The 24,549-nt window shown below is 53.2% G+C and carries 19 protein-coding genes and 1 pseudogene; all 20 read right to left on the bottom strand.

What is annotated here, in order from left to right; genetic code table 11:
* Positions 1–4: 4 nt before the first annotated feature.
* Positions 5–3,043, bottom strand: coding sequence for a tetratricopeptide repeat protein (locus OO017_RS02240; protein ID WP_266050803.1), 3,039 nt, complete (start codon positions 3,041–3,043; stop codon positions 5–7).
* Between the two features lie 16 nt (positions 3,044–3,059).
* Positions 3,060–3,347 (bottom strand): Asp-tRNA(Asn)/Glu-tRNA(Gln) amidotransferase subunit GatC, encoded by a 288-nt coding sequence (gene gatC / locus OO017_RS02235; RefSeq protein WP_266050802.1) that lies wholly within the window; start codon positions 3,345–3,347, stop codon positions 3,060–3,062.
* Positions 3,289–4,095, bottom strand: coding sequence for a lysophospholipid acyltransferase family protein (locus OO017_RS02230; protein WP_266050801.1), 807 nt, complete (start codon positions 4,093–4,095; stop codon positions 3,289–3,291). The genes gatC and OO017_RS02230 overlap by 59 nt, the downstream gene beginning before the upstream one ends.
* A gap of 293 nt (positions 4,096–4,388) precedes the next feature.
* The gene (locus OO017_RS02225; RefSeq protein WP_266050800.1) at positions 4,389–4,952 is read right to left on the bottom strand and encodes an NUDIX domain-containing protein; all 564 of its coding nucleotides are present in this window, start codon (positions 4,950–4,952) and stop codon (positions 4,389–4,391) included.
* A gap of 245 nt (positions 4,953–5,197) precedes the next feature.
* Positions 5,198–5,527, bottom strand: a complete 330-nt coding sequence (locus OO017_RS02220; protein WP_266050799.1) for a DUF1801 domain-containing protein — start codon at positions 5,525–5,527, stop codon at positions 5,198–5,200.
* Positions 5,528–5,683: 156 nt separating this feature from the next.
* A complete protein-coding gene (locus OO017_RS02215; protein WP_266050798.1) occupies positions 5,684–6,496 on the bottom strand; it encodes a pseudouridylate synthase in 813 nt (270 codons plus the stop codon).
* Between the two features lie 497 nt (positions 6,497–6,993).
* The gene (locus tag OO017_RS02210) at positions 6,994–7,695 is read right to left on the bottom strand and encodes a 3'-5' exonuclease (protein WP_266050797.1); all 702 of its coding nucleotides are present in this window, start codon (positions 7,693–7,695) and stop codon (positions 6,994–6,996) included.
* Positions 7,695–9,626, bottom strand: a complete 1,932-nt coding sequence (locus OO017_RS02205) for a DUF294 nucleotidyltransferase-like domain-containing protein (RefSeq protein ID WP_266050796.1) — start codon at positions 9,624–9,626, stop codon at positions 7,695–7,697. The genes OO017_RS02210 and OO017_RS02205 overlap by 1 nt, the downstream gene beginning before the upstream one ends.
* Before the next feature lie 958 nt (positions 9,627–10,584).
* Positions 10,585–12,483, bottom strand: coding sequence for an acetate--CoA ligase (gene acs, locus OO017_RS02200; protein WP_266051024.1), 1,899 nt, complete (start codon positions 12,481–12,483; stop codon positions 10,585–10,587).
* Between the two features lie 84 nt (positions 12,484–12,567).
* Positions 12,568–14,436 (bottom strand): annotated as a pseudogene (locus tag OO017_RS02195) (propionyl-CoA synthetase); the annotation flags it as partial.
* 23 nt (positions 14,437–14,459) lie between these two features.
* Positions 14,460–14,843: a response regulator transcription factor gene (locus tag OO017_RS02190; protein ID WP_266050795.1), complete on the bottom strand. Its 384-nt coding sequence runs from the start codon at positions 14,841–14,843 to the stop codon at positions 14,460–14,462.
* Between the two features lie 4 nt (positions 14,844–14,847).
* Positions 14,848–17,571, bottom strand: a complete 2,724-nt coding sequence (locus OO017_RS02185) for a sensor histidine kinase (protein WP_266050794.1) — start codon at positions 17,569–17,571, stop codon at positions 14,848–14,850.
* Entirely contained in the window at positions 17,568–17,789 is a 222-nt protein-coding gene (locus OO017_RS02180) for a hypothetical protein (RefSeq protein WP_266050793.1), read from the bottom strand. The genes OO017_RS02185 and OO017_RS02180 overlap by 4 nt, the downstream gene beginning before the upstream one ends.
* Before the next feature lie 116 nt (positions 17,790–17,905).
* Entirely contained in the window at positions 17,906–19,597 is a 1,692-nt protein-coding gene (locus OO017_RS02175; protein ID WP_266050792.1) for a sodium:solute symporter family protein, read from the bottom strand.
* A gap of 29 nt (positions 19,598–19,626) precedes the next feature.
* Complete coding sequence (locus OO017_RS02170; protein WP_266050791.1) at positions 19,627–19,890, bottom strand: DUF4212 domain-containing protein; 264 nt, start codon at positions 19,888–19,890, stop codon at positions 19,627–19,629.
* 35 nt (positions 19,891–19,925) lie between these two features.
* A complete protein-coding gene (locus tag OO017_RS02165) occupies positions 19,926–21,263 on the bottom strand; it encodes a hypothetical protein (RefSeq protein WP_266050790.1) in 1,338 nt (445 codons plus the stop codon).
* Positions 21,264–22,135: 872 nt separating this feature from the next.
* Entirely contained in the window at positions 22,136–22,555 is a 420-nt protein-coding gene (locus OO017_RS19955) for an IS1/IS1595 family N-terminal zinc-binding domain-containing protein (protein ID WP_266050789.1), read from the bottom strand.
* Between the two features lie 242 nt (positions 22,556–22,797).
* Positions 22,798–23,262 (bottom strand): hypothetical protein, encoded by a 465-nt coding sequence (locus tag OO017_RS02155; RefSeq protein WP_266050788.1) that lies wholly within the window; start codon positions 23,260–23,262, stop codon positions 22,798–22,800.
* Between the two features lie 33 nt (positions 23,263–23,295).
* On the bottom strand, positions 23,296–24,024 hold the full coding sequence (locus OO017_RS02150; protein ID WP_266050787.1) for an SDR family NAD(P)-dependent oxidoreductase: 729 nt from the start codon (positions 24,022–24,024) through the stop codon (positions 23,296–23,298).
* 78 nt (positions 24,025–24,102) lie between these two features.
* The gene (locus tag OO017_RS02145) at positions 24,103–24,444 is read right to left on the bottom strand and encodes a hypothetical protein (RefSeq protein WP_266050786.1); all 342 of its coding nucleotides are present in this window, start codon (positions 24,442–24,444) and stop codon (positions 24,103–24,105) included.
* Positions 24,445–24,549: the final 105 nt, after the last annotated feature.

The raw sequence follows: 24,549 nt of genomic DNA, 5'->3' as shown, positions 1-24,549 counted from the left end.
TTTATCATAGTTGCCAGTTTTCGGCACGGGCCTCCACTTCCTGGCGCTTTTGTTCTAATTTCTCTATAAATGTAGCATATTCTGAGGGAGGAAGCAAATCCTGCAGCGTTTCGGAAGCCTGATTAGCATAAGAGTATAAACCCTGCTCCAGGCTTTCCAGCGCATAGGCTTTATACAACCTGGCGGAGAATGGATTATAGGTAATACCGCTCAGCAGAATATTGTAAGCTTTCTCATCGCCTGGTTTATACTTTCTGAAGAAATCAGCGGCAGCCAGCAGGGTCTCCTCATCGTAAGTCAGCATTTTAACGGCCTGCTCGTAACGGGCCGCAGCCTCCTCGGAACGTCCCCTTGCTTCGGCCACACGCGCCTTAAAGTAGAGGGCCATGCGTTTGTCGCGCTCCGTCAGGTAGAGGCGGTCCATCTTGTTCAGCAGCACGTCATACTTCTCGGTATAGAGCCACAGCTTCAGTTGTAGCAGGTTCAGGGCAGAGCGCAGCTCTCCTTCCGGGCGTTGTATGGCGCTGGCTTCCTGCATGGCGTCGTAGGCTGCTTTCCAGCGCTGCCTGCCCAGCAGGTACTCCACACGGGTTACCATGGCGTGGCGCTTCAGTTCTTTTTCCTGAATTGCGTTTACCAACGCGTTTACCTGTTCCTGTGTCAGGGTAGGTTGGAAGGCGAGCAGGTACTGTAGCTTTTGTTTGTCGGAGCCTTCTGCCAGCACCGTTTGCACATCCTGCCGTAGCAAGGTGGCCAGCTCCTGCGCCACAGATATGGCTGCCTCGTTTTCAGTATAAGCTACCTCTTCCAGGGCTGCCACAGCCGCCTCCGGCTGGTGGGCCATGGCCAGTGCATAACCGTGCGAGAGGTATGCCTGTGCATAGCCCCGGTCTTTTGCCTGTTTAAAGTAGGAGGCGGCAGCACGGTTATTCTTTTCCTCCAGCATCCAAAGCCCCAGTGTATTGTAGAAGTACCCACTCTGGTTTTCCATTTGCAGGGCCAGGTTCTCCACTAAACGCCTCCCCTCGCGTGGTAGGCCGTTATAGTGGTGCACCAGCCCTTTCAGATAGAGCAGATCACTAAAGAAGATCTGGTTACCTTGTGCATTCAGGTAGCTGTTGATGGATTTCAGGCGGGATGTATCGCCTTTGCTCAGGCTGCTGATCGTTTGGTTGTAGAACAGGGTAAAGTCCTCCACCTGCTCCAGGGAGTCCGGCATAAAGGCTTCTTTATCCTGTGGGTCCATACCTAGCAACTGGCGCAGCACAGCCTGGTTGCTGCGCAGGGTTTTATACTTGCCCCGCTGAGATTCCCTTAACTCAATTTTGGCAGGCTCCAGCATAGCCTGACGGGTATAGTATGCCAGACGGTTGCTGCGCACAACCTCGTTGTTGCGGTCAAACTCCTGCGCCAGGTTAAAGTAATACTCAGTACTATCCTGCACGCTGGTCTGGGTATAGAGCAGGGCCAGGTTGTTGTAAATCTCGGCGCTCTCCGGAAACTGCTCGGCCCCCTGCTGCAGCGCGTACTGTTTCTCAAAGAAGTACTGCTTCTCGTCGTAGAGGTTAGCCAGGCGCACATACAGTTTTGGGTTCGGCTTTCGGTCCAGCGCCTCTTTTATCCTCAAAATCTCCAGGTTGCGCTCATCCTCCAAACGGTACATGGCCGCCAGGCTGTAGTTGGCTTTCATGTTGCCGTTATCATACACGTGGCTTTCTTCATAAAAGCGCTTTGCCAGAATATCGTTGCCGGAAGCGCGGTACAGATCGCCGATGTAGCTGTAGTAGCCGGCCTGCGCCTGGAAATAAGAGCGGTAATGCGTCCGCATCACCAGTATCACGCAAAGCACCAGGCTCATGACAAAGAAAGAGAAAAGCGAGAAGGTCTTTGGCTCATACACCACCTTGTACACCGGCAGGCGCTGCTCCAGCAACCGCCCGAAATTGATCATCACGTACACCAGGAACCCGAAACCAAAGGCCAGGTGTGTGTACAGGATCAGGTTCTGGTAAAGCAGCGTGAGGGAGTCGTTGGCGGTGGCAAAGGCATAGCCCATGCTCAGGAAAGCCATGGTGGCAAATACCAAATACAGCACAGCACCCGTAGGCCGGAACGGGAAAAGCTTACCGTAGTAGGCCTGGCGCTGGCGCATGCCCCAGAAACCGGCTACCGTGGATAGTAACAGGATCAGGTAAGCGTTAAGAGGGAGGATTTCGGCGCTGATATAGCCCACATGGCGCAGGTACATCAGCAGCAGGCTGAGCAAGTATAAAATACTGATGAGCAGGAAATGCCACATGCTGAAGCGGCGCTCCGGTGTCTTGGCCTGCGTGTTTATCCAAAGCAGGGCATTTACGTTCTCGTAACTCACCCACAGCATAAACAGCACGGCTGCTGCCATCAGCCCCAGCGAGCTATAGCTGACCAGGTGCAGGGTTATCAGTTCCGGGGTAAAATCTGCCTCCGTATAAATTAGTAGGCCCAGTACCGCCACCACGCCCAGCATGGCCACCACCCGCAGGCCAAAGCCGGTATTCGGGGAAAAGGCCTGAAAAGCGTAGCTGCCGAGTGCAAACATCACGATACTGACCAGCAACATCGTTTGCCCCGCCCCTCCGAAAATATCCAGCAGGTCGAAATTGAAAGTGGCCAGGAACAGCATGAGCAGCAGCACGCCCCCAAAGTATGGCAGCTGCCGCATGGTGCTGATGGCGGCCGTGTAAAAGGCCATGCAAACAGCCAGTATAGCCAGCAGCAAGGATGCCGCCACCGTGTTTATGTGTGGCAAGGCCACATCATACTGCTCAAACAGCAGGTAGCCGTCGGCCGACAGGGTGAAGCGCTCCAGTAGCCCCTCCACCTCGTTTACCGGCACGGGCACCACCTGCAGGTCGGTTATCTTATCCCAGGCAAAGGTTGTGGCCTCGCCCGAGAAGTAATAGTATACCCCCAGCAGCAGCGCCAGCAGGCCCAGCAGCAGTAAAAAAAGATAGGGATACCTGGTGTGCGTATCCCATCCTTGCCAAAACTTAATCTTACTCATAGGTTACCCCTGCGATTTATTCCAGTACTTTTGGCACCCGGAAATAATCGGAGTCTTTTTTAGGTGCGTTCCGCAATGCCTGCTCATGAGAGATGGTGTTGCGTGCCTCATCCTCGCGCAGCACGTTCACCTCCTCCGACATATGAATAAGCGGGGCCACGTGCTCTGTGTCGAGCTGGCGCAGCTGGTCTACCCAGTTCAGGATCTTGTTCAGGTCCTGCAGTACCTCCTGCTCCTTCTCCTCGTTAAACTCCAGCCTTGCTAAGTGCGCTATCTTGCGGATAGTCTGAATATCTGTTGACATGTACTTTGGTATGTTTCGTAATTTCTGTTTGTATAATATTGAACACCTGCTCCTTTAGCCGTGGCAGATCTGCCAGTGTTAGCCCCTCCGTCTCGATCGGCTCATGGATCACGATCTTGAGCGGGTGCCAGCGCACTTTCAGTTTGCCGTCCAGGTCGGGTAGGAAGTGCTGGTTGTAGGGCATAGTTACCGGCACCACCGGCACCTGCTTCTCTATGGCCAGCTTAAACGGCCCATCCTTAAAGGCCATCAGCTGCTCTCCGGCGGTTTTGGGTATAGTACCCTCCGGAAAAATAGCCAGGCTACGCCCCTCGTCCAGCGTTTTAGCCGATTTTATATAGCTTTTGGCACTACTGATGGCGCTTTTACGGTCTACGGAGATGTAAAGCTTCTCGTATACTTTGCCCCACAGTGGCACCTTGCACAGGTCGGCCTTGCCCACAAAGTTAAGAAATCCGGGGATGGTATGCAGCATCACCGGAATGTCGAGGTAAGAGCTGTGGTTAGGGGTGAAAATATAGCGCTGCTTTGCGTCTAACTTCATGCGCCACTCCACCTGCAGCGGCGTCAGGAACATGCGCAGTGAGGTAGAAGACCAGAACCGGTTGATGCCATGCAACTGCCTGTACCACTGCACACGGCGCATCAGCACGGCCTGTAGCGGATACGTAAACACAAAAGGGAGCACAAACCAGGTTACGCACCAGGTAGTATAAATCCGCTGTGATATGTATTTAATGGCCTTCATGTACCCAAATGTAAGTATAATCCCTTAGTTTGCCATTGCCTTGGCTGCCAGTATAACGCAGAAATATCAAGCTTTTATACTTAATACTTTAGTTGAGCTTTATTGCTGTAAACCCACCCCTACCCCTCCAAGGAGGGGAATTTAAATTATATCTTTTTGTCATCCTGAAAGGATCTTGCGGGCCAGTAGCATTTGCTTAACCTCCCTTCTACCAAGATTCTTCACAGAATGACAGGAGAGCTGACACTCCATACCCTTAAAAGCTGCTGCCAGACCGGGCTTTATACTTTAACCTACAGCCTCCCCTGCTCCTGCAACAGAAAAGCGGCCTTCAGGATGCCGGCCACGCTGATGGCGTCAGTGATCTCGTTGTTCATGGCCATACGCACGGCCTCCTTGAAAGGCACCTTCTTAATGTGCAGCTGCTCTGTCTCTTCAAAAGCAGTTTCGCCGGCGGTTAGTTCCTCTGCCAGAAAAACAAATCCTTCTTCGTCGGTTACGGAATTGGAGGTGTGCAGGCGGCAGATATTGGTCCAACGGGCGGCAGTGAAGCCTGTCTCCTCCTGCAGCTCGCGCTTCGCTGACTCCAGGATGTCGTTTTCTATGAGGCCGCCGCCCATGGGTATTTCCCAGCTGTACTCATTAAGCGGGTAGCGGTACTGGCCGATCAGGTACGTATAGCCTTCGCTATCGATAGGGATGATACCGATGGCTTTGTTCTTCATGCTGACCACGCCGTAGATGCCTTCACCGCCGTTTGGGTTCAGCACCTGGTCTTCGCGCACTTTGATCCAGGGATTCTGGTAAATAGGCTTACTGGACAGGGTAGTCCAGGGGTTGTGTGTCTCGTCGATCATAGCTTGTACTTTTTGCTACTGCAAAGATAGGGGTTTGTTACTTGTGGAAGTACGGGTGGTGGGAGTTTTGCTTACACTGGAAATGCCATAGCCAACAGGTAAACGACCTTTTGTATGTATCGGTCGTTCGCCGTTCGTTTGGCCTGCTAGTCCACATTGGTTAACTATTTGCGCGGATAAGGAAATCCGCAGCAGCAAAGTCCCGAGCAGGTATGCCCGAAACGGCAAGTATTAACCCCGCCAGGCTAAACCGTTGCAGCCTTAAACCACTCTTGCAGCAACTGACTGTTAAGATCAGCCATACTTTTAAGCTTGACATGCCTCATATCTTTGCCGGTACCTTGTAACAGGTTGTGCGTATCGCTAAGCTTGTGATAATCAAAAAATCCTAGCGACACGTATGCTTTGGCAGACTTGAGATAGGCAAAGTCTTTTTGGGATCGGAATACAGGCCTGCCCCACTTAAATTCTTCCGTGGCATGGGGCACGGTTTCGTGTATCAGTTGGCGGATTGCCTGCATAATCTCTTTCTGCTCTCCGGCCTTTTCAATGTAATCGGTTACCTGTTGGTTCACTTATGTATGGTTTTGATATGAGAACAAAGTATGAAATCAGTATCTCCTGCCAATCATCTCTATTTCAACCTGCGCGCTTACAAACACTTCTGCAGGAAAAGATTGAGGGTTTTTGTTTGGGAGGTTAATTTAACGATTCTGCTTCAACTATCTAAGTTAAGCAAAGCAATCTTCCGGCATTTCATCCATACTAATGTTGGCCAGCATGTGGGTTAAAATGGGCTCGCACTTTTCGCGGCAGGATGGGTAGTAATGGCCGTGCTTCCAGTAGTCAGATTTAGGGGACAAGCCCCACCAGAATTCGGCCATCGCCAAGGGCTTCATGCTATGCCGAAACGCGTACTGCAAAAGCTTGGGTGCGGCGCATTCCCCGGCACCGGCAGGTGGGTTGCTGTTAGCGTTGCCTTGAAATATCTCGCGCAGGTTCATTTCTTCTCCTGCCTGGTTCAGAAAACTGTAGTGGTCAAAAAGTTTAGCCTGCAGCGCGACTGAATTTGATTTCCGCAATTTTTGGAGCGTGTCAATTTTCTCCAGGTTTTCATCCGACATCCGTTCATTCAGCGTTTTTATTTCCTGGTTAATGCGTGTCAGTTCCGCCATGCCCACATTCAGGAAGCTGCCTTCGGTCAGGGAGTCGAACACCGGGGGCACAAAACGGGCATGATGGTAGCCGCCAGCTAACTTCCCGGAAAAAGCCGCCAGAAAGCCGATCTCACATTCGGAAGTCTCAACTACCAGCACGCCAAACATTTTACCGATAACTGTCCCGGCCTGCCCCTCTTCCAGGCCAAAGTTGTGCTCCCACTCCTGCTGGTGCGTAAGATGCCGTTGGAGTTTCTCTACTGCCAATAGGCTCAGCGGGTGCGGTTTGTAACTGAAGGGGTAGGTAAACTTTTCGGGGAGCACATCACGCGCTATCGGTACATCAAAAGGAATGAAGCACTTATCCGGGACTGGTATTACTGCCAAAGTATAATGTGTTAATTGCTCTACCCAATGCCAATACAGGCCGTATTGGTTCAAATTAAGGGGACGCAAAAGTATAATTTATACTTACAGCAGATTCGGTTTGGGATAAATATTATGTTGATGGTCTCGGCTATGGCACGCTTCGCTGGTTAAAGGATGTCATTTCCTGCGAGACTTTCACCGCTATTTGGGCTCAGCAACCAGTGCTTCGCGAACTCAACGCTAGAATTAGCTTGGTTGTTTTGCTGTCACAAAGACAGAGATGGCGGGTTGCAGAAGTATGGGTGAGGTGTTATAGGAGTTTGTTAGTGCTGCTCTTTCGGACTTCCAAGTCCGAAAGCTTTCTGCCGGGGACTTCCTAGTCCCCATGGTTTAGCTACATACGCGGACTAGGAAGTCCGGAACAGCAATTTGGGAGTTTTAGAGGCTTGTCGGCTTGTTGGTGAAAACACCAACAAGGGCAGGAAATTAATATTAGAGTCACCAACTTATATTTACTACCTCACCAACTCCCCCACCGTCTCTATCCCCCTTTTCTTCGCCTTTGCCAGCAGCTTTAGTAAAAGTATAGCCGTGATAAAGGCGTCGCCGGGGGCGGTGTGGCGAGCTTCGGTGGGCAGGTTATACTTTGTGATGAGGGCATCCAGGCTATATTCTGAGCGTTTGTAGCTGTCGGGGGTGTGGTGCTGCCCGCGCTCCAGGCGGCGGGCAAGCTGGGCCGTGTCGATGCCGCTATTCAGCAGTTTGCCGTTGATGCCGCTGCGCCGGATCATGCCGTTGATCATACTTGTATCGTACCGCAGGTGATGCCCCACAAGTATACTGTCGCCGATGTAGGCCAGAAAAGCCTGCAGCGCCTCCTGCTCCGGCACGCCCTGCTCCAACTGCTTCCGCAGCAACCCGTGCACCTCGGCGCTTTTGTTTCCGGTCAGCACCTCCTGCCGCACCACGCACTCGAAACTCTCCTGCACCAGCACCTGCTGCCCCCGCACCTTCACGGCCCCTATGGAGAGCACTCTGTCTTCTTTGGTATCAAAACCGGTGGTCTCGGTGTCAAAAACAACAAATTCGGCCTCAGTTAAGGGAGTAGCGGCAGCGGGCTGACTGTTTATACTTTGGACATAGCTTTTCCAGAAGGCGGGATCCTCAGGCGCAGCCGCTGCTTTGGAGGGAAAGATCTTGCTTAGCCAGTCGCGCATTAGCCCAAGTAGTTAAGTTGGAAGCGCACCTGCAGCAGCTCCTGCACATCGCTGATGGGTTTAAAGGTGTTGCGCAGCGTCTGCCGCTCCAGTTTGTTGAGCTGCGCCGGGTTGATGTAGCGCCCGGAGTTCCTGTTGCGCAGGCCGCTAAGGGCGCGGTGCCGCATCATGATCTCGTAGGCCATGGCGGCCTCCTGGTACAGCTCGGCGTTCTGCGGCTCCAGCTCCGCCAGCTTCTCAAATCGCTTAAAGGTATTGTTCAGGCCAGCCACGCGGTTATCCAGCGTCAGCACGCGGGCGGCGTCTACCAGCGGGGTCATGGCGCGCAGCTTAATGTCGAACTGGTCTTTATGCTCCCCGCTCCGCTCCACTATAAAATTGCGGAAAAAGCTGAGCGGCGGCGGACTCTGTAGCGCATGCTTGGCCAGGTAAGGCAGAAAAACATGTTCCTGCTGTATGTGCTCGTAAATGTAATTCGTCAGCTGCGTCGCCAGGTTAAAATCGCCGTGCACAGGGCGGTAATCGAAAAAAATGCTGGCGTTTAGCAAGGCCTTCTCGGTGGGCTCGTGTATCCAACTATGAAAATAACTTTTCCAGTTGTGCAGCGGCTGGCACCACTTCGGGTTGCTGGCCATCATGTCGGCTGGGCAGCGTTCAAAACCGCATTTTACCAGCACCTCGTTTACCTGCGCCGCCAGCTTCACAAAGTATGCCTGCGCCTCTTTCTCATCGGCGGCGTGGGCATCGGCAAAAACCAGCGCGTTGTCCTGGTCGGTACGCAGCAGTTGCTCCTCTCGCCCTTCGCTGCCGATCGAGAGCCAGCAGTAGTGCAAGGGTGGCGGGCCAAGTATACTTTCGGCATGCTGCAGCGCCCGCACCACCAGCGCATCGTTTATTTCGGTGATGATGTTGGCGATAAAGGCGATGTTCACCTCCTGCTCCAGGTACTTTTGCAGCAGTTCCTCGGCACGGTCGCGGATGGCGGGCAGGTTGTCTATACTTTGCGTCTGCCGAATCTCCTGCACCAGTATGGCCGGGTTACTACCTTGCGCCAGCAGCAGGTGGTGCTCCGTCAGAACGCCCTGCACCGCTGAGTTTATACTTCCGTCTGCGGTAACGCACAGGTGTTTCACGTGGTGGCGCATCATCATCAGCAACGCCTCCGCCATGTGCGGATTGGGGTGTATGCTGATCACCGGCGCCGACATCACCTCCTCCACCGGGTCGTCTATACTTACATGCCCTGCCACCACGCGCTTGCGCAGGTCGGTGTCTGTAATAATGCCGGTGGGTTGCTCCTGTTCATCCACTACGAGTATAAAACTGGAGTCTTTGTCGCTCATGATCTGGGCTGCCAGCCGGATAGAAGTTGCGGCAGTGCAGGTTACTTTGTTGCGGTTGGTGTCCAGCGTCAGCACATCCTCCAAGTGCAGCGGCTGCGGTGAAGTATAGCCACTGAGGCCGCGACGGGCCTGGTTCGTTTCCTGCATACGCCCCTGCTGCACCGGCGCTCCAGCGGCAAAGCCAGCGGCAAAGTATAAAGCTACCTCGGGATTATGGTGCAGGATGGGCTCAAACAGCGTTATCGGGATGCCGTACACGAGCGTTTCTTCAGCGGCAGTGGCCGTAGAAGAATAGTCTTTTTTGGCGATCAGCGCCCGTGCTCCGAACACATCCCCCTCATCGCATACGTCCACCAGCCGCTGCGCACCCTCCGGCCCTTGCTCCAGGCGTACCGAACCCTGCCGCACCAGGTAGAACATGTCATGTGGCGTGTCGACTTGCTTAAAGAGCACCTGCTCCGGCTCCAGGTACAACACCCGCACCTGCCCCGCCAGCCGCTGCAGTTCTTCCGCAGCTATCAGGCTGAAGGGCGGGTACTGCTTCAGGAACTCCAGCACGCGCTCTTGTATGACGTTGGCAGGTTTCATAGGGATGGGATTTTTGCTTGTGGAAGTTAAGTGTTTTCTGGTTGTAGTGCAAGGAATGGGATAGGTTGGAAAAAGAGTTTCTTTTAGCTGCTGCTATACTTACAAAGGTGCTGTTAACACCTCTCTGATGCACTTTTCTGGCGCAGGTATTTATACTTGTGTCCTATAATGGTGTTGAGTTTGTAACGCAACTGTAGCCATACTTTGTACTTGGGCTGCACTTTGCACCTGCACATTTATACTTTAGTCCTGCTGTTCCGGACATCCCTGTCCGGAACCTTCCTGCCGCGGATTTCCAATTCCGCATACTTATACTTCCATAGCCACTGCTTTCTGCAACCTGAGCCTAGCTATACTTGCTAGCTGCTGCTGATCCTCAGTCTTACGAGCTCAAAGTTTCACCTCATGCTTTGGCTCCCTCCAGCCCGGGAGAGCTCGTCTTGGGGGTAGGGGCCCTCGATAAGGGCATCGCGCTGGGAGCTTTTCTTTGCTCGCTGTCGCTTTGCAATCCCTTCGGGACCGAAAAACTCCAAAGGCGCTCAACCCAAAGACTGGGATCAGTTCGATAGCCACTGCTATACCACTGGGACCGGACTCCCTCTCCTGTTTTGGGGGTAGGGGCCCTCGAGAAAAGGAGAGGGCTGGGGTGAGGTAAATTCCCCTCCTCGGAGGGGCTGGGGTGGGTTCATCGTTCCCCAACTCTTAACTTCCAGCAACGAGGAAGCTAATAGGCAGCAGAACCTGACGCCTCCGACCTCAGTGAAGTCGGAGACTTAACTCCATTTGCAGGACACGAGTCTGGAGACTCGCGCCAGAAATAAACTGCGTGTTGCACGAACAATCCTGTCCATCCCGGGGGAGGGGCCCTCTTAACATCCTGCAAATCCTGATGCAGAAAAAAAATCCCTGCAGCAGCGGCTACAGGGATTTAAACATTCAACTAAACTAAATTTATACTTTATAACGCTCCTGCCTTAATCTCTTCCACCACTTCCGGATCGAGCAGTGTAGAGGTATCGCCCAAGTTAGAGGTGTCGCCTTCGGCAACTTTGCGGAGGATGCGACGCATGATCTTACCGGAGCGGGTTTTTGGCAGGCCACTGACGATCTGGATCTTGTCCGGCTTCGCGATCTTACCGATCTTTTCTACCACCGTCTCAATGATCTCGGCACGCAGGTAATCTTCGCGCTCCGGCACCTCCCTGCAGATAACGAAAGCATATATTCCCTGGCCTTTCACATCGTGTGGGTAGCCCACCACTGCCGATTCCACCACATGCTCGTTGTGGTTGATGGCTTCTTCAATCTCGGCCGTACCAAAGCGGTGACCAGACACATTGATTACATCATCCACACGGCCAATGATGCGGTACAGCCCGTTCTCATCGCGTTTGGCGCCATCTCCTGTAAAGTATAAGCCTTTGTAGGTAGAGAAGTAGCTGAGGCGGGCACGCTCATGGTCGCCGTAAGTGGTGCGGATGATGCCTGGCCACGGGAATTTCATGCAAAGGTAACCTTCCACGCCATTCTCTGTGATCTCATTCCCTTCACTGTCTACCAGAATTGGCTGTATGCCTGGCAACGGAAGCGCTGCATGGCTTGGCTTCATTGGGGTTACACCGGCTATAGTTGATATCATAATACCGCCGGTTTCGGTTTGCCACCAGGTATCCACTACCGGGCAGCGTTCCTTGCCGACGTGGGTGTGGTACCAGTGCCAGGCTTCCTCATTTATCGGTTCGCCCACCGAGCCAAGCACCCGAAGCGAGTCTAAACTATAGGAAAGCACGTCATCAATATCGCCGGCCATGAGGGCGCGGATAGCGGTTGGAGCAGTATAGAAAATGGTAACACCAAATTTATCCACCACCTGCCAGAAGCGACCGTTGTCGGGGTAGGTTGGTACACCCTCGAACATCAGCGTCGTAGCGCCGCTCAGTAGCGGACCGTAAAGCAAATACGTATGGCCAGTTATCCAGCCGATGTCGGCGGTACACCAGTACACATCGCTTTCCTGGGTCTGGAAAACGTTCGTGAAACTGTACTGCGCATATACCATGTAGCCACCGCAGGTATGCACCACACCTTTCGGCTTGCCCGTAGAGCCCGACGTATAAAGTATGAACAGCATGTCCTCGGCGTCCATTTCCTCGGCAGGGCAGTCTTTGCTCACGGTCTTTACTTCGTCATGGAACCATACATCGCGGCCTTCCACCATGTTCACGGCCCAGCCAAGGCGCTCCACTACTATAACTTTTTCTACGGATGAGCAGTTTTCCAGCGCCTCATCCACCACGCGCTTTACCGGTATCTGCTTGGCACCGCGGTTCAGGCCATCCGACGTAAGCACCATGCTGCATTGTGCATCGTTAATGCGGTCGGCCATGGCTACGGCTGAAAAACCGGCAAACACCACCGAGTGGATTGCCCCGATGCGCGCGCAGGCCAGTACCGCAATTGCCAACTCCGGAATCATCGGCATGTAGATACAGATGCGGTCGCCCTTTTTAGCTCCGTTCTTTTTGAGTACGTTGGCAAACTGGCATACTTTCTCATGCAGTTCGCGGTAAGTGTAGCGCACAAATCTTTCCTTCGGATCGTTGGGCTCCCAGATCAGGGCCAGCTTGTTTCCGCGTGTTTTCAGGTGGCGGTCCAGGCAGTTTTCGGTGATGTTCAGCTTTCCGCCCTGGAACCACTTCACGTTCGGCTCGTCAAAATTCCACTCCAGTGTCTTGTCCCACTTCTTGCGCCAGGTAAAGGTGTCGGCAATGTCGTTCCAGAATCCTTCCGGGTCCTCCACACTGCGCTTGTAGGCATCCTGGTACTCTTCGTAGGTTTTAACTTGATAGTTCGTCATGGCAAGGTTTAGTTCTTGGTTAGATTGCGTTTTAAGGTTGATAAAAGCATTTCCGATGCGTCTCTTTTTCAGGAGATCGTAAATTTCGGTCAATATGGCCGGGTCGTCGATGGTGGATGGTACGGCGTAAGGCGTACCGTCGGCGATGTGGCGCAGGGTGCGGCGCAGGATTTTGCCAGAGCGTGTTTTGGGCAGCCGCTGCACCTGCAGGGCGGTTTTAAAGTAGGCCACCGCGCCAATCTTCTCGCGCAGCACGGCCACCAGCTCCTGCTCCAGCTGCTCCTCGCCAATCGTCTGCCCGTCCTTCAGCACCACCAACCCGATAGGCCGCTGGCCGCGCAGCTCGTCGGCAATGCCGATCACGGCACACTCAGCCACCGCCGCATGCGAGGCCACCATTTCCTCCATCTCGCCGGTAGAGAGCCTGTGCCCCGAAACGTTGATCACATCGTCGATACGGCCCATGATGTATACGTAGCCTTCCTCGTCTTTGTAGCCGCCGTCGCCGGTCATGTAATAGCCCGGGAAGCGCTCCAGGTATGATTTGCGGAAGCGCTCGTCGTCCTCCCAGAGCGTGGGCAGGCAACCCGGCGGCAGCGGCAGTTTAACGGCCACGATGCCCTCCTGCCCCGGAATGAGTTGCTGTCCCTCCTCGTTCAGGATGTGCACCTCGTAGCCGCAGACAGGCTTGCCGGCAGAGCCCGGCTTGGGCTGAAAAGGCTCCAGCCCCATCATGTTGGCCACCATCGGCCAGCCCGATTCCGTTTGCCACCAGTGGTCTACCACGGGTACCTGCAGCAGGTCTTTGGCCCAGTAGTAGGTAGCCGGGTCGCAGCGCTCTCCAGCTAAAAATAGGTATTTTAAGGATGGGGTGGCATATTTTTTCTTGAAAATCCCTTCCGGGTCCTCTTTTTTGATGGCCCGGAAAGCGGTTGGCGCCGTAAACAGCACCTTCACCTCGTGCTGCTGAATGATGCGCCAAAAGGTGCCTGCATCAGGTGTGCGCACCGGCTTGCCTTCGAAAAGTATGGAGGTGCAGCCATGGATCAGCGGTGCATAAACCAAGTATGAATGGCCCACGGCCCAGCCCACATCCGAGGCCGCCCAGAACACATCGCCGGGGTCCACGTCGTACACGGCCTTCATGCTATACTTCAGGGCCACGGCATGGCCGCCGTTGTCGCGCACGATGCCCTTCGGCTTACCGGTAGTACCGGAAGTATACAGTATGTACAGTGGGTCGGTGGCGTCTACGGGAACGCATTCGGCTGGCTCTGCCTGCTGCAGCAGCTCTATGTAGTCCAGGTCGCGGCCCGGCATCATATCGGCTTGTATCTGCGGCCGCTGGAAAATGATGGTATGCTCAGGTTGGTGGGTGCTGCTCTGCAGGGCCTTGTCCAGCAGGGGTTTGTATGGGATCACCTTATCGAACTCGATGCCGCAGGAGGCGGAGATCACCACCTTAGGCTTGGCATCATCCACGCGCACGCTGAGCTCATGCGGGGCAAAACCGCCGAACACCACCGAGTGGATGGCGCCAAGGCGCGCGCAGGCCAGCATCGCCACCACGGCCTCGGGTATCACCGGCATGTAGATCACCACGGTATCGCCTTTCCCCACTCCCAAACCCTGCAGCGCCCCTGCAAAACGGGCCACGAAATCACGCAGCTCGGCATACGTATACTTTTTCACCACGCCCGTCACCGGCGAGTCGTAGATGAGGGCGTCCTGGTCGGCGCGGCCGTTCTCCACGTGGTAGTCCAGGGCCAGGTAAGCGGTGTTCAGCTTGCCGCCTTTAAACCAGCGGTAAAAGCCGTTCTCGTCAGTGCTGAGCACCTGCTGCGGTTTCTCGTACCAGGCTATCTGCCCGGCCTGCTCCCCCCAGAACCCCTCCGGGTCGGCTATACTTCTGGCGTGCTCTTTGGCGTATGTTTTTTTGCTCCGTGTCTCCATAGTTCCAGTATTTTAGATTTCCGTCAACTTGCTGTCAGGTCTTTGATCTTCTCCATCAAAAAACGGGTGGAGAAAGGCTTCGGGATGTAGAGGTCAGCCCCCACGGCATACCCTTTCTTGATATCGGCGTCCTTGGTTTTCGCACTCAGGAAGATCACCTTGGCCCCGTTCATTTCTTTTTTCTCCCGGATGTGGCGGCATACCTCGTAGCCATCCACGTCAGGCATCATAATATCCAGCACCACTACTTCCGGCAGCTCTTTGTCCACACTGTCAATGGCCTCAGTACCATTACGTGCTATAAATACCTGAAAGCCATTCTTGCGCATCAGGAACTCCAGCGGCAGCAGGATACTCGGCTCATCGTCCACTACCAACACCTTCAGTTTTTCTTTATTCTTACTCATAGTTTTATACTTTAGCGGCAGAGGCGGTTACTTTTACCGGCAGCGTAAACGAGAATTTCGCTCCTTTGCCCGGCTCGCTCTCTACCCACAGCCGCCCCTGGTGCGACTCAATTATCTTTTTGCTGATGGCCAGCCCCAGCCCGCTGCCCTCCGGCTTGCGGATGTTCTGGTTGCGGGCCTGGTAAAACTTGTCAAAAATCTGCCGCTGGCTCTCCTCGTCTATGCCCTTGCCGTTGTCCACCACATTCACCTTCACGTCGCCGTCCAGGTAATAGACCGATACGATGATCCGGCCGTGCTCGGGGTTGCAGAACTTGATGGCGTTGGAGATCAGGTTTACCAGCACCTGCATCAGACGGTCGCGGTCGGCGTTTATACTTGGCAGGCTTTGCTGCACATCCACCACCAGCTCTATACTTTTCTCCTCCACCAGCTGCTCCAGCGCCTCCACGGCCTCGTTTACCACCTCCTGCAATTGCACCGGCTCCAGGCTCAGTTTCTGTCGCCCGCTCTCGAAGCGCTCCAAATCCAGCACCTGCGTGATCAGCCGCGTCAGCCGCTCCGACTCCTTCACGATGGTGTGCAGAAAATGCTCCTGGTCCTCGCGCCCCATGTCAGGGTTATCATACAAAATCTCCGATAAGGCCCGGATAGAGGTAAGCGGCGTGCGCAGCTCGTGCGTTACCGTGGAGAGGAACTCGTCTTTGAGCTCGTCGAGGTGCTTTAGCCTTTCGTTGGCGGTGCGCAGTTGCTCGGTGGCCTGGCGCAGCTCCAGCGATTTGCGCCGCAGCTCGTTGTTTATACTTATCAGCTGCTGCGACTCACGCAGGATGTTGAGCACTTCCTCTATACTTATCTCCTCCTCCTTCACCACCGAGGCCACCATGATGCGCGCCGACGAAGAGCCGATCACCCCGGACAGCAGCTTCTCGGCGTAGGTCACCAGTTTCGGGTCGGCCTTACCGGTGGCGTCCTCCGGAGCGGGGTACTTATTCCGGAAGGATTTCAAGGCTTTCTCGGTGCGCTGCTCGCCCAAAAAACTCACCAGCATCGATTTGATATCCGGCATGTAGGCCGTGCCCTTCCAGACGATGGACGACTCATACACGGTGGAGTAGCGGAAAATATCCACGAACACCTCGGCCTGGTTGCGCTCCTGCGAGGTTTGCCGGCTCAGCAAAGACACTCCAATGTATAAGCCGGAGTTCAGGAACATGCTCCAGAACATGGCATGCGAGATGTAGCCCATCCCCTGCAGCCCGAACAGCTCAAACGGCCTCAGCCACGCCATCCCGAAAGGCCCCTCGCTCATCACGCTGGTCGGCAGCATGCCCACGCCTACCATGGAGGGCACCACCAAAGTATAAAACCAAAGTATAGAGCCCACCAGGATACCTGCCAGCGCGCCTCCCTTAGATCCCTCCTTCCAGAAAATGCCGCCGATAATGGCCGGGGCAAACTGCGCCACCGCCGCAAACGACACCAGGCCCACCTCCACCAGAGAGTAGTACTCGGCCACTCCCTTGTAGTATAAATAGGCCAGCAACAGCACCAGCATGATGCAGAAGCGCCGGCTGTAGAGCAGAATGCGCGTCAGGCGGTCCTGATTGGCAGCTTTAAAGTATGGCGTGTTGATCATCAGCGGCATCACGAGGTTGTTGCTCATCATCACGCTCAGGGAGATGGTGGCCACAATCACCATGCTGGTGGCCGCAGAGTAGCCGCCCAGATACACCAGCAACGCCAGCAGGTTTTGCCCTTCGCTCAAAGGTATGGCCAACACGAACATATCGGCGTCGAAAGCGCCCCGGGGGAAAAGCAGGTTTCCGCCCAGGGCAATGGGCAGCACGAAGATATTGATGGCGAACAGGTACAGCGGGAACAGCCACATGGCCTTGTTCAGGTGCTGCTCGTTCACGTTCTCCACCACGGCCACCTGGAACTGGCGTGGCAAAAAAAGTATGGCCAGCATGGACAGGAACACCATCCAGAACCACTCACCGAAGCCTCCCTCTTGCTCAAAGGTCATCAGTTTCTCAAAGTTGGGCAGCTGCTGCGCCCGCAGCATCACATCATCAAAGCCGTTAAACACGAAGTATGTCACAAACACGCCGGCCATCATAAACACTACCAGCTTCAGCACCGACTCAAAGGCGATGGCCGTTACCATACCCTCGTGGCGCTCGGTGGCCTCCACGTGCCGCGTGCCATACACAATGGTGAACAGCCCCAGCCCCACCGCTATAAAGAATGAGGTATCCGGAAAGTTCTCCTGCTGTATGGCGGTGTCGGTAAGGAGGCTCAGGCTGCTGGCGATGGCTTTGAGCTGGATAGAAATGTACGGGATGATACCGACCACACACACCACCGTTACCAGGCTGCCCAGCGTTATACTTTTGCCGTAGCGCGAGGCGACAAAGTCGGCGATGGTGGTGATGCGCTGTACTTTGCAGATGCGGATGATCTTGCGCAGCACCACCCACCACAGCGGCGCCATCAGCGTAGGGCCGATGTAAATGGCCAGGTACTCCAGGCCCGAGGTGGCCGCCCGCCCCACGCTGCCGTAATAGGTCCAGGCGGTGCAGTACACGGCCATGGAGAGCGCATAGATGTAGGGATTGCTCACAAAGCTCCGCCCGGCCGCCGAACGGCGCTCCGCCCAGCTGGCCAGCCCGAACAGCAGCGCCAGGTACAGAAACGACACCCCAATCACAAGCCAGTAGTTCATACTTTGCTGCGTTTAGATTTCCGGAAAAGCTTGCGCTCCACAAACAGCCCGATCGCCGCAATGCTTACCAGCCACAACAGCATCAGGTAGAAGTATAAAACAGGTACACCCGCCACCACACCATCTCTGTTAAAGATGGCCAGCACCGGAAAATTCAGCAGCACCAGAAACAGGATACTGATGAAGAACAACCGCCTGCCTTTTACCTGATCGCGCATGTTGGGAGTTAGCGAGTTTGAAAGTTGGAGGGTTTAGGAGTTATAGAGTTAAACTAATTAGGATGGCTGACTCAGAAATCAGCCATCCTGTTAGTTTAAAAATTAACAAATAACCATTAATGATGCACCGCTGCGGTACCGGCCCCACGTGGAACACGGATATCCTCTACCAAGTCCTGGATATGGGCTGGCGGCGGAGGCGTCATTCTGGAGATGATGGAAGAAACCACGAAGTTCAGCACCATACCCAGTGTGCCTATACCTTCCGGCGATATACCGAACCACCAGTTCTCCGGCAGGTTAGCCTCCGGGTTGATGAACTTGAAGTAGGAGATGTAGGCAACGGTAAAGGCCAGGCCTACCACCATACCCCAAATGGCCCCCTGTTTGTTCATGCGGGTGGAGAAGATACCCATGATGATGACCGGGAAGAACGAAGCGGCTGCTAGTCCAAAGGCAAAGGCTACCACCTCAGCCACAAATCCCGGCGGGTAAATTCCAAAGTAACCCGCCACCACTACCGCCAGGGTAGCCGCGATACGTGCCGCTATCAGTTCGTTTTTCTCAGAGATATCCGGCATAAAGGAGTTCTTGAGCAGGTCGTGGGAGATGGCCGTGGAGATAACCAGCAGCAGGCCAGCCGCTGTGGAGAGGGCCGCCGCCAGACCACCAGCCGCCACCAGTGCGATTACCCAGTTCGGCAGGTTGGCGATTTCCGGGTTGGCCAGCACCATAATGTCCTTGTCGATGGTCAGCTCGTTTATGGCCGGGTCTTTCACATATTGAATGCGCCCGTCGCCGTTCTTATCCTCAATTCCGATCAGCTTGGTTTTCTGCCAGTTTTGTACCCACTGCGGCATCTCAGAAATTGGTCTGTTGCTGATGTTGTTGATCATGTTGTAGCGGCCAAAGGCACCGATGGCCGGAGCTGTAGTATAAAGTATGGCGATGAACACGAGCGCATAACCGGCCGACTTTCGCGCATCCTTCACCTTAGGCACCGTAAAGAAGCGCACAATTACGTGCGGCAAGCCAGCCGTACCCACCATCAGGGCCGCCGTGATGAAGAAAACATCAATTGTTGATTTTGTACCGTCGGTATACTCTGCAAAGCCCAGCTCGGTCAGCATACCATCCAGTTTCGCCAGCAGCGGGGTACCATCTGCCACATCGCCGCCCAAACCAAGCTGCGGAATCGGATTGCCTGTGAGCATGATGGAGATAAACACCGCCGGCACCATGTAGGCAAAGATCAGCACGCAGTACTGCGCCACCTGGGTATAGGTAATGCCTTTCATACCGCCCAGGACGGCATAAAACAGCACGATGATCATACCGATGATCACACCGGTCTCGATCTGCACTTCCAGGAAGCGGGAGAACACAATGCCCACGCCACGCATCTGACCGGCCACATAGGTAAAGGAGATAAAGATGGCACAGATAACGGCCACCAGGCGTGCGGTTCTGGAGTAGTAGCGGTCACCCACAAAATCCGGAACGGTAAACTTGCCGAACTTACGCAGGTAGGGTGCCAGCAGCAGGGCCAGCAGCACGTAGCCTCCCGTCCAGCCCATCAGGTACACCGAGCCGTCGTAACCCATAAACGAGATGAGGCCCGCCATGGAGATAAAGGAGGCCGCGCTCATCCAGTCGGCGGCGGTGGCCATGCCGTTGGCCAGCGGGCTCACGCCGCCCCCGGCCACATAGAACTCTTTTGTAGATCCGGCCCGCGACCAGATGGCGATGCCGATGTAGAGGGCAAACGTGATGCCCACGATCAGGTATGTCCAAGCTAAAATGCTCATATCATGTAGATTTTTAAGGTGAGGAACAGTTAATCTTCGTGCACGTCAAATTCCTTATCCAGCTTGTTCATCAAGATCACATACACAAAAATGATGATGACGAAGCAGTAGATAGAGCCCTGCTGGGCAAACCAGAAACCCAGTTTAAAGCCGCCAAGCGTGAACCGGTTGAGCTCATCCACGAGCAGGATCCCGAACAGGTAGGACACCGCGAACCAGAGGCCGAGCAGCGTAAGCAGGATGCGCACATTACGCTTCCAGTACTCCTGCATCTTTTGTCTGTTATTTTCCATTTCTTAAAAGAGGTTAGTTGTTTGGTTAGATGATGCTATAAGTATATCATGGCCTGCAGCGTGATCTCAGGTCTGTACTTCAGGCTGTTGATGTTGGTGAAATCGGGGCGGTTGCGATAGTTGAGCGTGATTTTGGCATGATGCCCCTCCAGAAACAGGTTGGCGCCCACATCCAGCACTTTCACCGGCACCTTGTCGCCGCCGCTGTCTTTCAGGCCGTCGAAGTTGCCATAGTTAAATGCCGCATAGGGCTGCAGCCGCGATTTCTCACCCAAAGTCTCCTTGGGCAGCAGGAAGCCCGCCTGGGCATACACCATATCGCCGGTACCTACCGTCGGGAAGGCATTGCCGCGCAGGCCACCACCCTCCGTGGCCGGGTTCAGAATGCCGATGTTGCGCACATTGTTTCGCCCGAAGTCGTAGTTGTAGTAAACTGCATAGGCCGTTAGCGCCGTGCCTTTCTCCTGGTTCAGCGGCAGGTCCATAAAAGCATCTACCCCAAACAGATCAATGTCCTCCTCTACCTCCCGGGTTCCTCCAAAGACTGCCTCCTCGCGCCACATGCCATCGCTGTTGTGCATAAAACCCGCACCCAGGTTAAACACCTTTTTAGTACCCAGATAGGTGCCCACAAAGTATGGCAGCAGGTTCGATTCCTGGTCCCAGAACTGGTAGTTAAAATAGCCCTGGTATACTTTGTTATTATTCTGCGGATTATAGTTGGCGGACGACCCTATGGCACCGCCAGTGTTTGTCAGGAAAGGCTCGTTCACGGCCATGCGGTAGTCCAGCTTGCCAAGCTTACCTTTGGCGTATATGCCGATCATGCGTGCAAACTGGTCAATGGCTTCAATGGTAGGCCAGTTGGAGATGGGCGCATCGTAAGCCAGAAAATTCAGGGTACTGGCGTTAGTCATGCGCGATATGCCGTTCCAGTAATGTAAACCGGCACCTACCGACAGGCTTTTGTCCAGAACTTTATACTCTGTCCAGGCGTCGTGCATGTAGAGCTGCGGCTTTTTACCGTCGGTGCTGGCGAGCCCCCCGCTTACGGCATTCTGGTTGTTGATGCCAAAATGCGTTAAGATCAGGAACCGGGGGCTTATCTGGGCATAGAGCAGCACACGGGAGCGGCGCAGGCCTACATCAAAGGTGTTGTCTACCAGTTCGCCGTTGCGGATGGAACCCGAGTTGTTGTCGTTGTAGCGCATCCACACCTGGTTCCATGCAATAAGCCGAAAATACTTTGAGCCGTCCTCGTTCAAGGGCACCTTTAGACCCGCACCATAAAGCTCGGAGCCCTGCGCCATGGCACTTCCTCCGGAGCAGCAAAGGCCGAGACCTGCTACTACACATAGTAATAACTTTTTCATTGATGTTCAGGAATTTTAAGGTTAGTAATAAGAGGACAGCTGTTCCCTGAATCTTTGGTCTATTTTATGGGATTGTTACCGAAAAGGTGTTAGCAGGTGTACTTTATTGGTAATTAGGTATAGTTAAAAGAATAGGGTGTAGTTTTGAAAACAGGCAGTACACTTGCTATGGCGTTTCTGCAGAACTAATCATATGCTTATTTCCATATTCAAGCCGTTCTTATACCCCTCTCTGGCGCAAGTCTTCAGACTTGTGTCCTACAATGATGTTGAGTTTGCAACTCAACTGGCTCGGAGAGCCATCCTTTATACTTTGGCTATACTTTTATACTTGCCTTTCCCGCTGTTCCGGACATCCTTGTCCGGAACCTTCCTGCCGCGGATTTCCAAATCCGAGTGAGCCATACATTATACTTTATCTATACTTTAGTGGCTGCTACTTCTCGCAACCTGAGCCAAGCTATCCTTACTAGCCACGGTTCATCCTCAGTCTTACAAACCTACAGTTGCATCTCCGGCCTTGGCTCCCTCCAGCCCGGGAAGGCTCGTCTTCCTGCATCGCGCTGTGTTCCCTCCTGCCTTCGCTGCGCTACGGCTGCCCTTAACGGGCACCGGATCTCACAAGGCGCTCAACGGAAAGACTGGAAACGGTTTTCGATAGCCACCGTACTCGTTACTGTCCCCTTGAAGAGACCATAGGGGTGTAATCGTCTGCTGGAAAACTCCCCTCCTTAGTCAAGGAGGGGCAGGGGTGGTTGGATAATCGGCTGCTTGATTCCCCTCCGAGGAGGGGTTAGAGGTGGGTTAATCGTTCCCTAGCCCTAAACTTCCAGTTAAAGGGAAGGGGCAAAAGACCATTTACGTGACCAAGCTTAATCCTTAAACCGCTTCCATTTGATCATCATATACTTGTCACCCAGTTCGGTAATCATCATGCCGGCACCTTTCAGGTTGCCACCATTTTTAAGGTAGTCCACCAGTTCGGCGTGGTTCAGGATCTTGTAGGTAGGATGGTACTCTGTCTGCTCCGGGGCTTTTATTTTATACTTGCGCACCCAGTTCATCACCGTCACGTGGCTGATGCCCAAAATGCGCTCTATTTCGCGGTAACTGATGCCTTCTATGTACAGCTGCAGTGCTTTGGTGACATAGTAGCTGTCGATGTTCTTGCCAATTTTGTTCACCGTGAAGTAATAGGAGCACTTTTTACAGCGGTAGCGCTGCCTGTCGTTTACGATGCCGCTCTTCACGACTTCCTGGCTGTCACAACGGGGGCAAACGGGGTGCTTCACAGAGCATATTTATTTAGTGAGTAAACACTTATATATACCAAGTTAGCATATATATATTAAATTAGCAACAAAAGTATAAAAATAAGGTTATTGCTATATTTTTGCCTGTCAACAACTTAAGGACATTACGCAAAACATACTTCAACTAAAACCTCTAACAGTACAACAGATTATATAAGAGGATAGCAAGACGCAGCCGAGGCTGTGCTCATGCACCGGGTTAGAGGAAGAACATTCCGTATCTAATTTAGAAATTCCTGCATTTGGTGTAAGGGATAGCTGCCTGTCATTCGCCTCATTAAAATTATTTCGCCGATGTGAAATGATAAGTGCACAGACAGATTTTGGGCGATCTTCAACTTCTTTTGCAAATCAGGGTCTTGCAAATTAAACAATGAGATTTCTTCTCTAATGCATTCAAGCTGGTTATAAAATTTTGATACCGTTTTATCTAACTTTTCCTGGCTGTCACACTGCTCCTCTTCACTCCATGACAGTTGCTCGTTTATTTCGACTTCTCCCCCAGTACCCTGTAGCTGAATAAGTTGATAATCCTGCCAGACAATCAGGTGATGTAAGATTTGCCAGATTTTTTTTGGAGATGTTGGCACGTTACACCCTGTTTCTTGTGGGGTTAGATTGTAAAATACTTTAAACGTATCAAAAGAACCTGAAAACAGCGCCTCGAATTGATTTTGCTTCATCATTGATATAACCGCCTAACCGTTAGGTTCCCTTTTTTACATATTACGCACCGAAACAACAACCTCATTGTAATTATTGGTGTGGTTCAGGAAATCAGCAATTTTAACGGCTACTTCTTCCGGCGATGCCAGCTCGTTATTTTCCTTATACTGCCGGAACTTCTCCACGGTGCTAAAGCGGCTGGCGTCACTCTCCCTAATCTGCTCCTGCATATGCGTATCCACCACGCCCGGCGAAAGCGCAAATACCTTTACGCCTGTGCCGCGCTTGTCCTGCTCCAACTGCACCGTCTGCGAGAGCATGTCGATGGCGGCTTTGGAGGCACAGTAGCTGGCCCAGCCGTCCACAGGGTACTTGCCCGCGCCGGAACTAATGTTTACCACCACCTTCTGCGCCTGCTGCTCCCGGTATACTTCCAGAAATGTGTTCATGAGCATGGCGGGCACGATCACGTTCACATCAAACACAAACTCGAAGCGTTCGTTGGGCATCCCCTCTCCCACATACCCAATATCGCCCACCACACCGGCATTGTTGATCAGAACCAGCCGCTCAGCATCTTTATAAGGTAGAAATACCTTCTGCAGGTTGTGCTCCACGGCGGGTATATCCGAGAAATCAAGTGGCTGGTGGCGGTAGTTCGGGTGCTTGATGCTGCAGGTACGCGACACGCCCACTACATGGTTGTTTTCGTCCTTCAGCAGTTCTTCGGCCAATGCCTTGCCTATGCCCTTGCTGGCTCCGGTGATGATATAGACATTCATAGGGTTCGTTTGTAGGTTAGAGGGTTAAAAAATTAGAACGATCAGAGTTTAAGATTACGGATAAGATGGCTGGCAAGGTTATTCTCCATATTCCGCCTTATGCAGTTTTTGATACAGCTTTTCAATTGTTCCTTCTCCAATTCTTCCTGACAGCAAACCATCCATCTTTAAGTTGTAGCAACAGAAGTGAGGATAACCAACATCACCTGCCAGTATCACTTCTATTTTATACTTCTCTTCAAGTTGTTTGTAAAAGGTATGAGGAAAACTTAGCATGTCTTCGTCAAAACCACCTGTAAAGTACATCCTGAGGATTCCTTTTTTGAAATCTTCTTCGCCTTTCGTTTCTGCTTGTTTACAACTGTTAACGCTGAGCCTAAAATAACTTGCCTTCTTCCAATCAGCAGGATAAGATGCCACCTATTTTCCAATAACTCAATACTGGCGCAAACAGCATTAGAATCGCCAAGGCTACCGCTGCTGGAGGCCTTTCATTTATACTTTTCATTTGGAGATCTTTTCCTT

Origin of the sequence: Pontibacter anaerobius (assembly GCF_026241195.1) — a bacterium.
GTDB lineage: Bacteria > Bacteroidota > Bacteroidia > Cytophagales > Hymenobacteraceae > Pontibacter > Pontibacter anaerobius.
This window is presented reverse-complemented; position numbering and strand designations above follow the sequence as displayed.

Coding starts and splice junctions, on each gene's coding strand:
- OO017_RS02205 (WP_266050796.1), bottom strand. CDS start 9,626: ATGAAACCTGCCAACGTCATACAAGAGCGCGTGCTGGAGTTCCTGAAG.
- OO017_RS02170 (WP_266050791.1), bottom strand. CDS start 19,890: ATGGAAAATAACAGACAAAAGATGCAGGAGTACTGGAAGCGTAATGTG.
- gatC (WP_266050802.1), bottom strand. CDS start 3,347: ATGTCAACAGATATTCAGACTATCCGCAAGATAGCGCACTTAGCAAGG.
- OO017_RS02230 (WP_266050801.1), bottom strand. CDS start 4,095: ATGAAGGCCATTAAATACATATCACAGCGGATTTATACTACCTGGTGC.
- OO017_RS02210 (WP_266050797.1), bottom strand. CDS start 7,695: ATGCGCGACTGGCTAAGCAAGATCTTTCCCTCCAAAGCAGCGGCTGCG.
- OO017_RS02165 (WP_266050790.1), bottom strand. CDS start 21,263: ATGAAAAAGTTATTACTATGTGTAGTAGCAGGTCTCGGCCTTTGCTGC.
- OO017_RS02155 (WP_266050788.1), bottom strand. CDS start 23,262: ATGATGAAGCAAAATCAATTCGAGGCGCTGTTTTCAGGTTCTTTTGAT.
- acs (WP_266051024.1), bottom strand. CDS start 12,483: ATGACGAACTATCAAGTTAAAACCTACGAAGAGTACCAGGATGCCTAC.
- OO017_RS02240 (WP_266050803.1), bottom strand. CDS start 3,043: ATGAGTAAGATTAAGTTTTGGCAAGGATGGGATACGCACACCAGGTAT.
- OO017_RS02225 (WP_266050800.1), bottom strand. CDS start 4,952: ATGATCGACGAGACACACAACCCCTGGACTACCCTGTCCAGTAAGCCT.
- OO017_RS02180 (WP_266050793.1), bottom strand. CDS start 17,789: ATGCGCGATCAGGTAAAAGGCAGGCGGTTGTTCTTCATCAGTATCCTG.
- OO017_RS02150 (WP_266050787.1), bottom strand. CDS start 24,024: ATGAATGTCTATATCATCACCGGAGCCAGCAAGGGCATAGGCAAGGCA.
- OO017_RS02190 (WP_266050795.1), bottom strand. CDS start 14,843: ATGAGTAAGAATAAAGAAAAACTGAAGGTGTTGGTAGTGGACGATGAG.
- OO017_RS02175 (WP_266050792.1), bottom strand. CDS start 19,597: ATGAGCATTTTAGCTTGGACATACCTGATCGTGGGCATCACGTTTGCC.
- OO017_RS02185 (WP_266050794.1), bottom strand. CDS start 17,571: ATGAACTACTGGCTTGTGATTGGGGTGTCGTTTCTGTACCTGGCGCTG.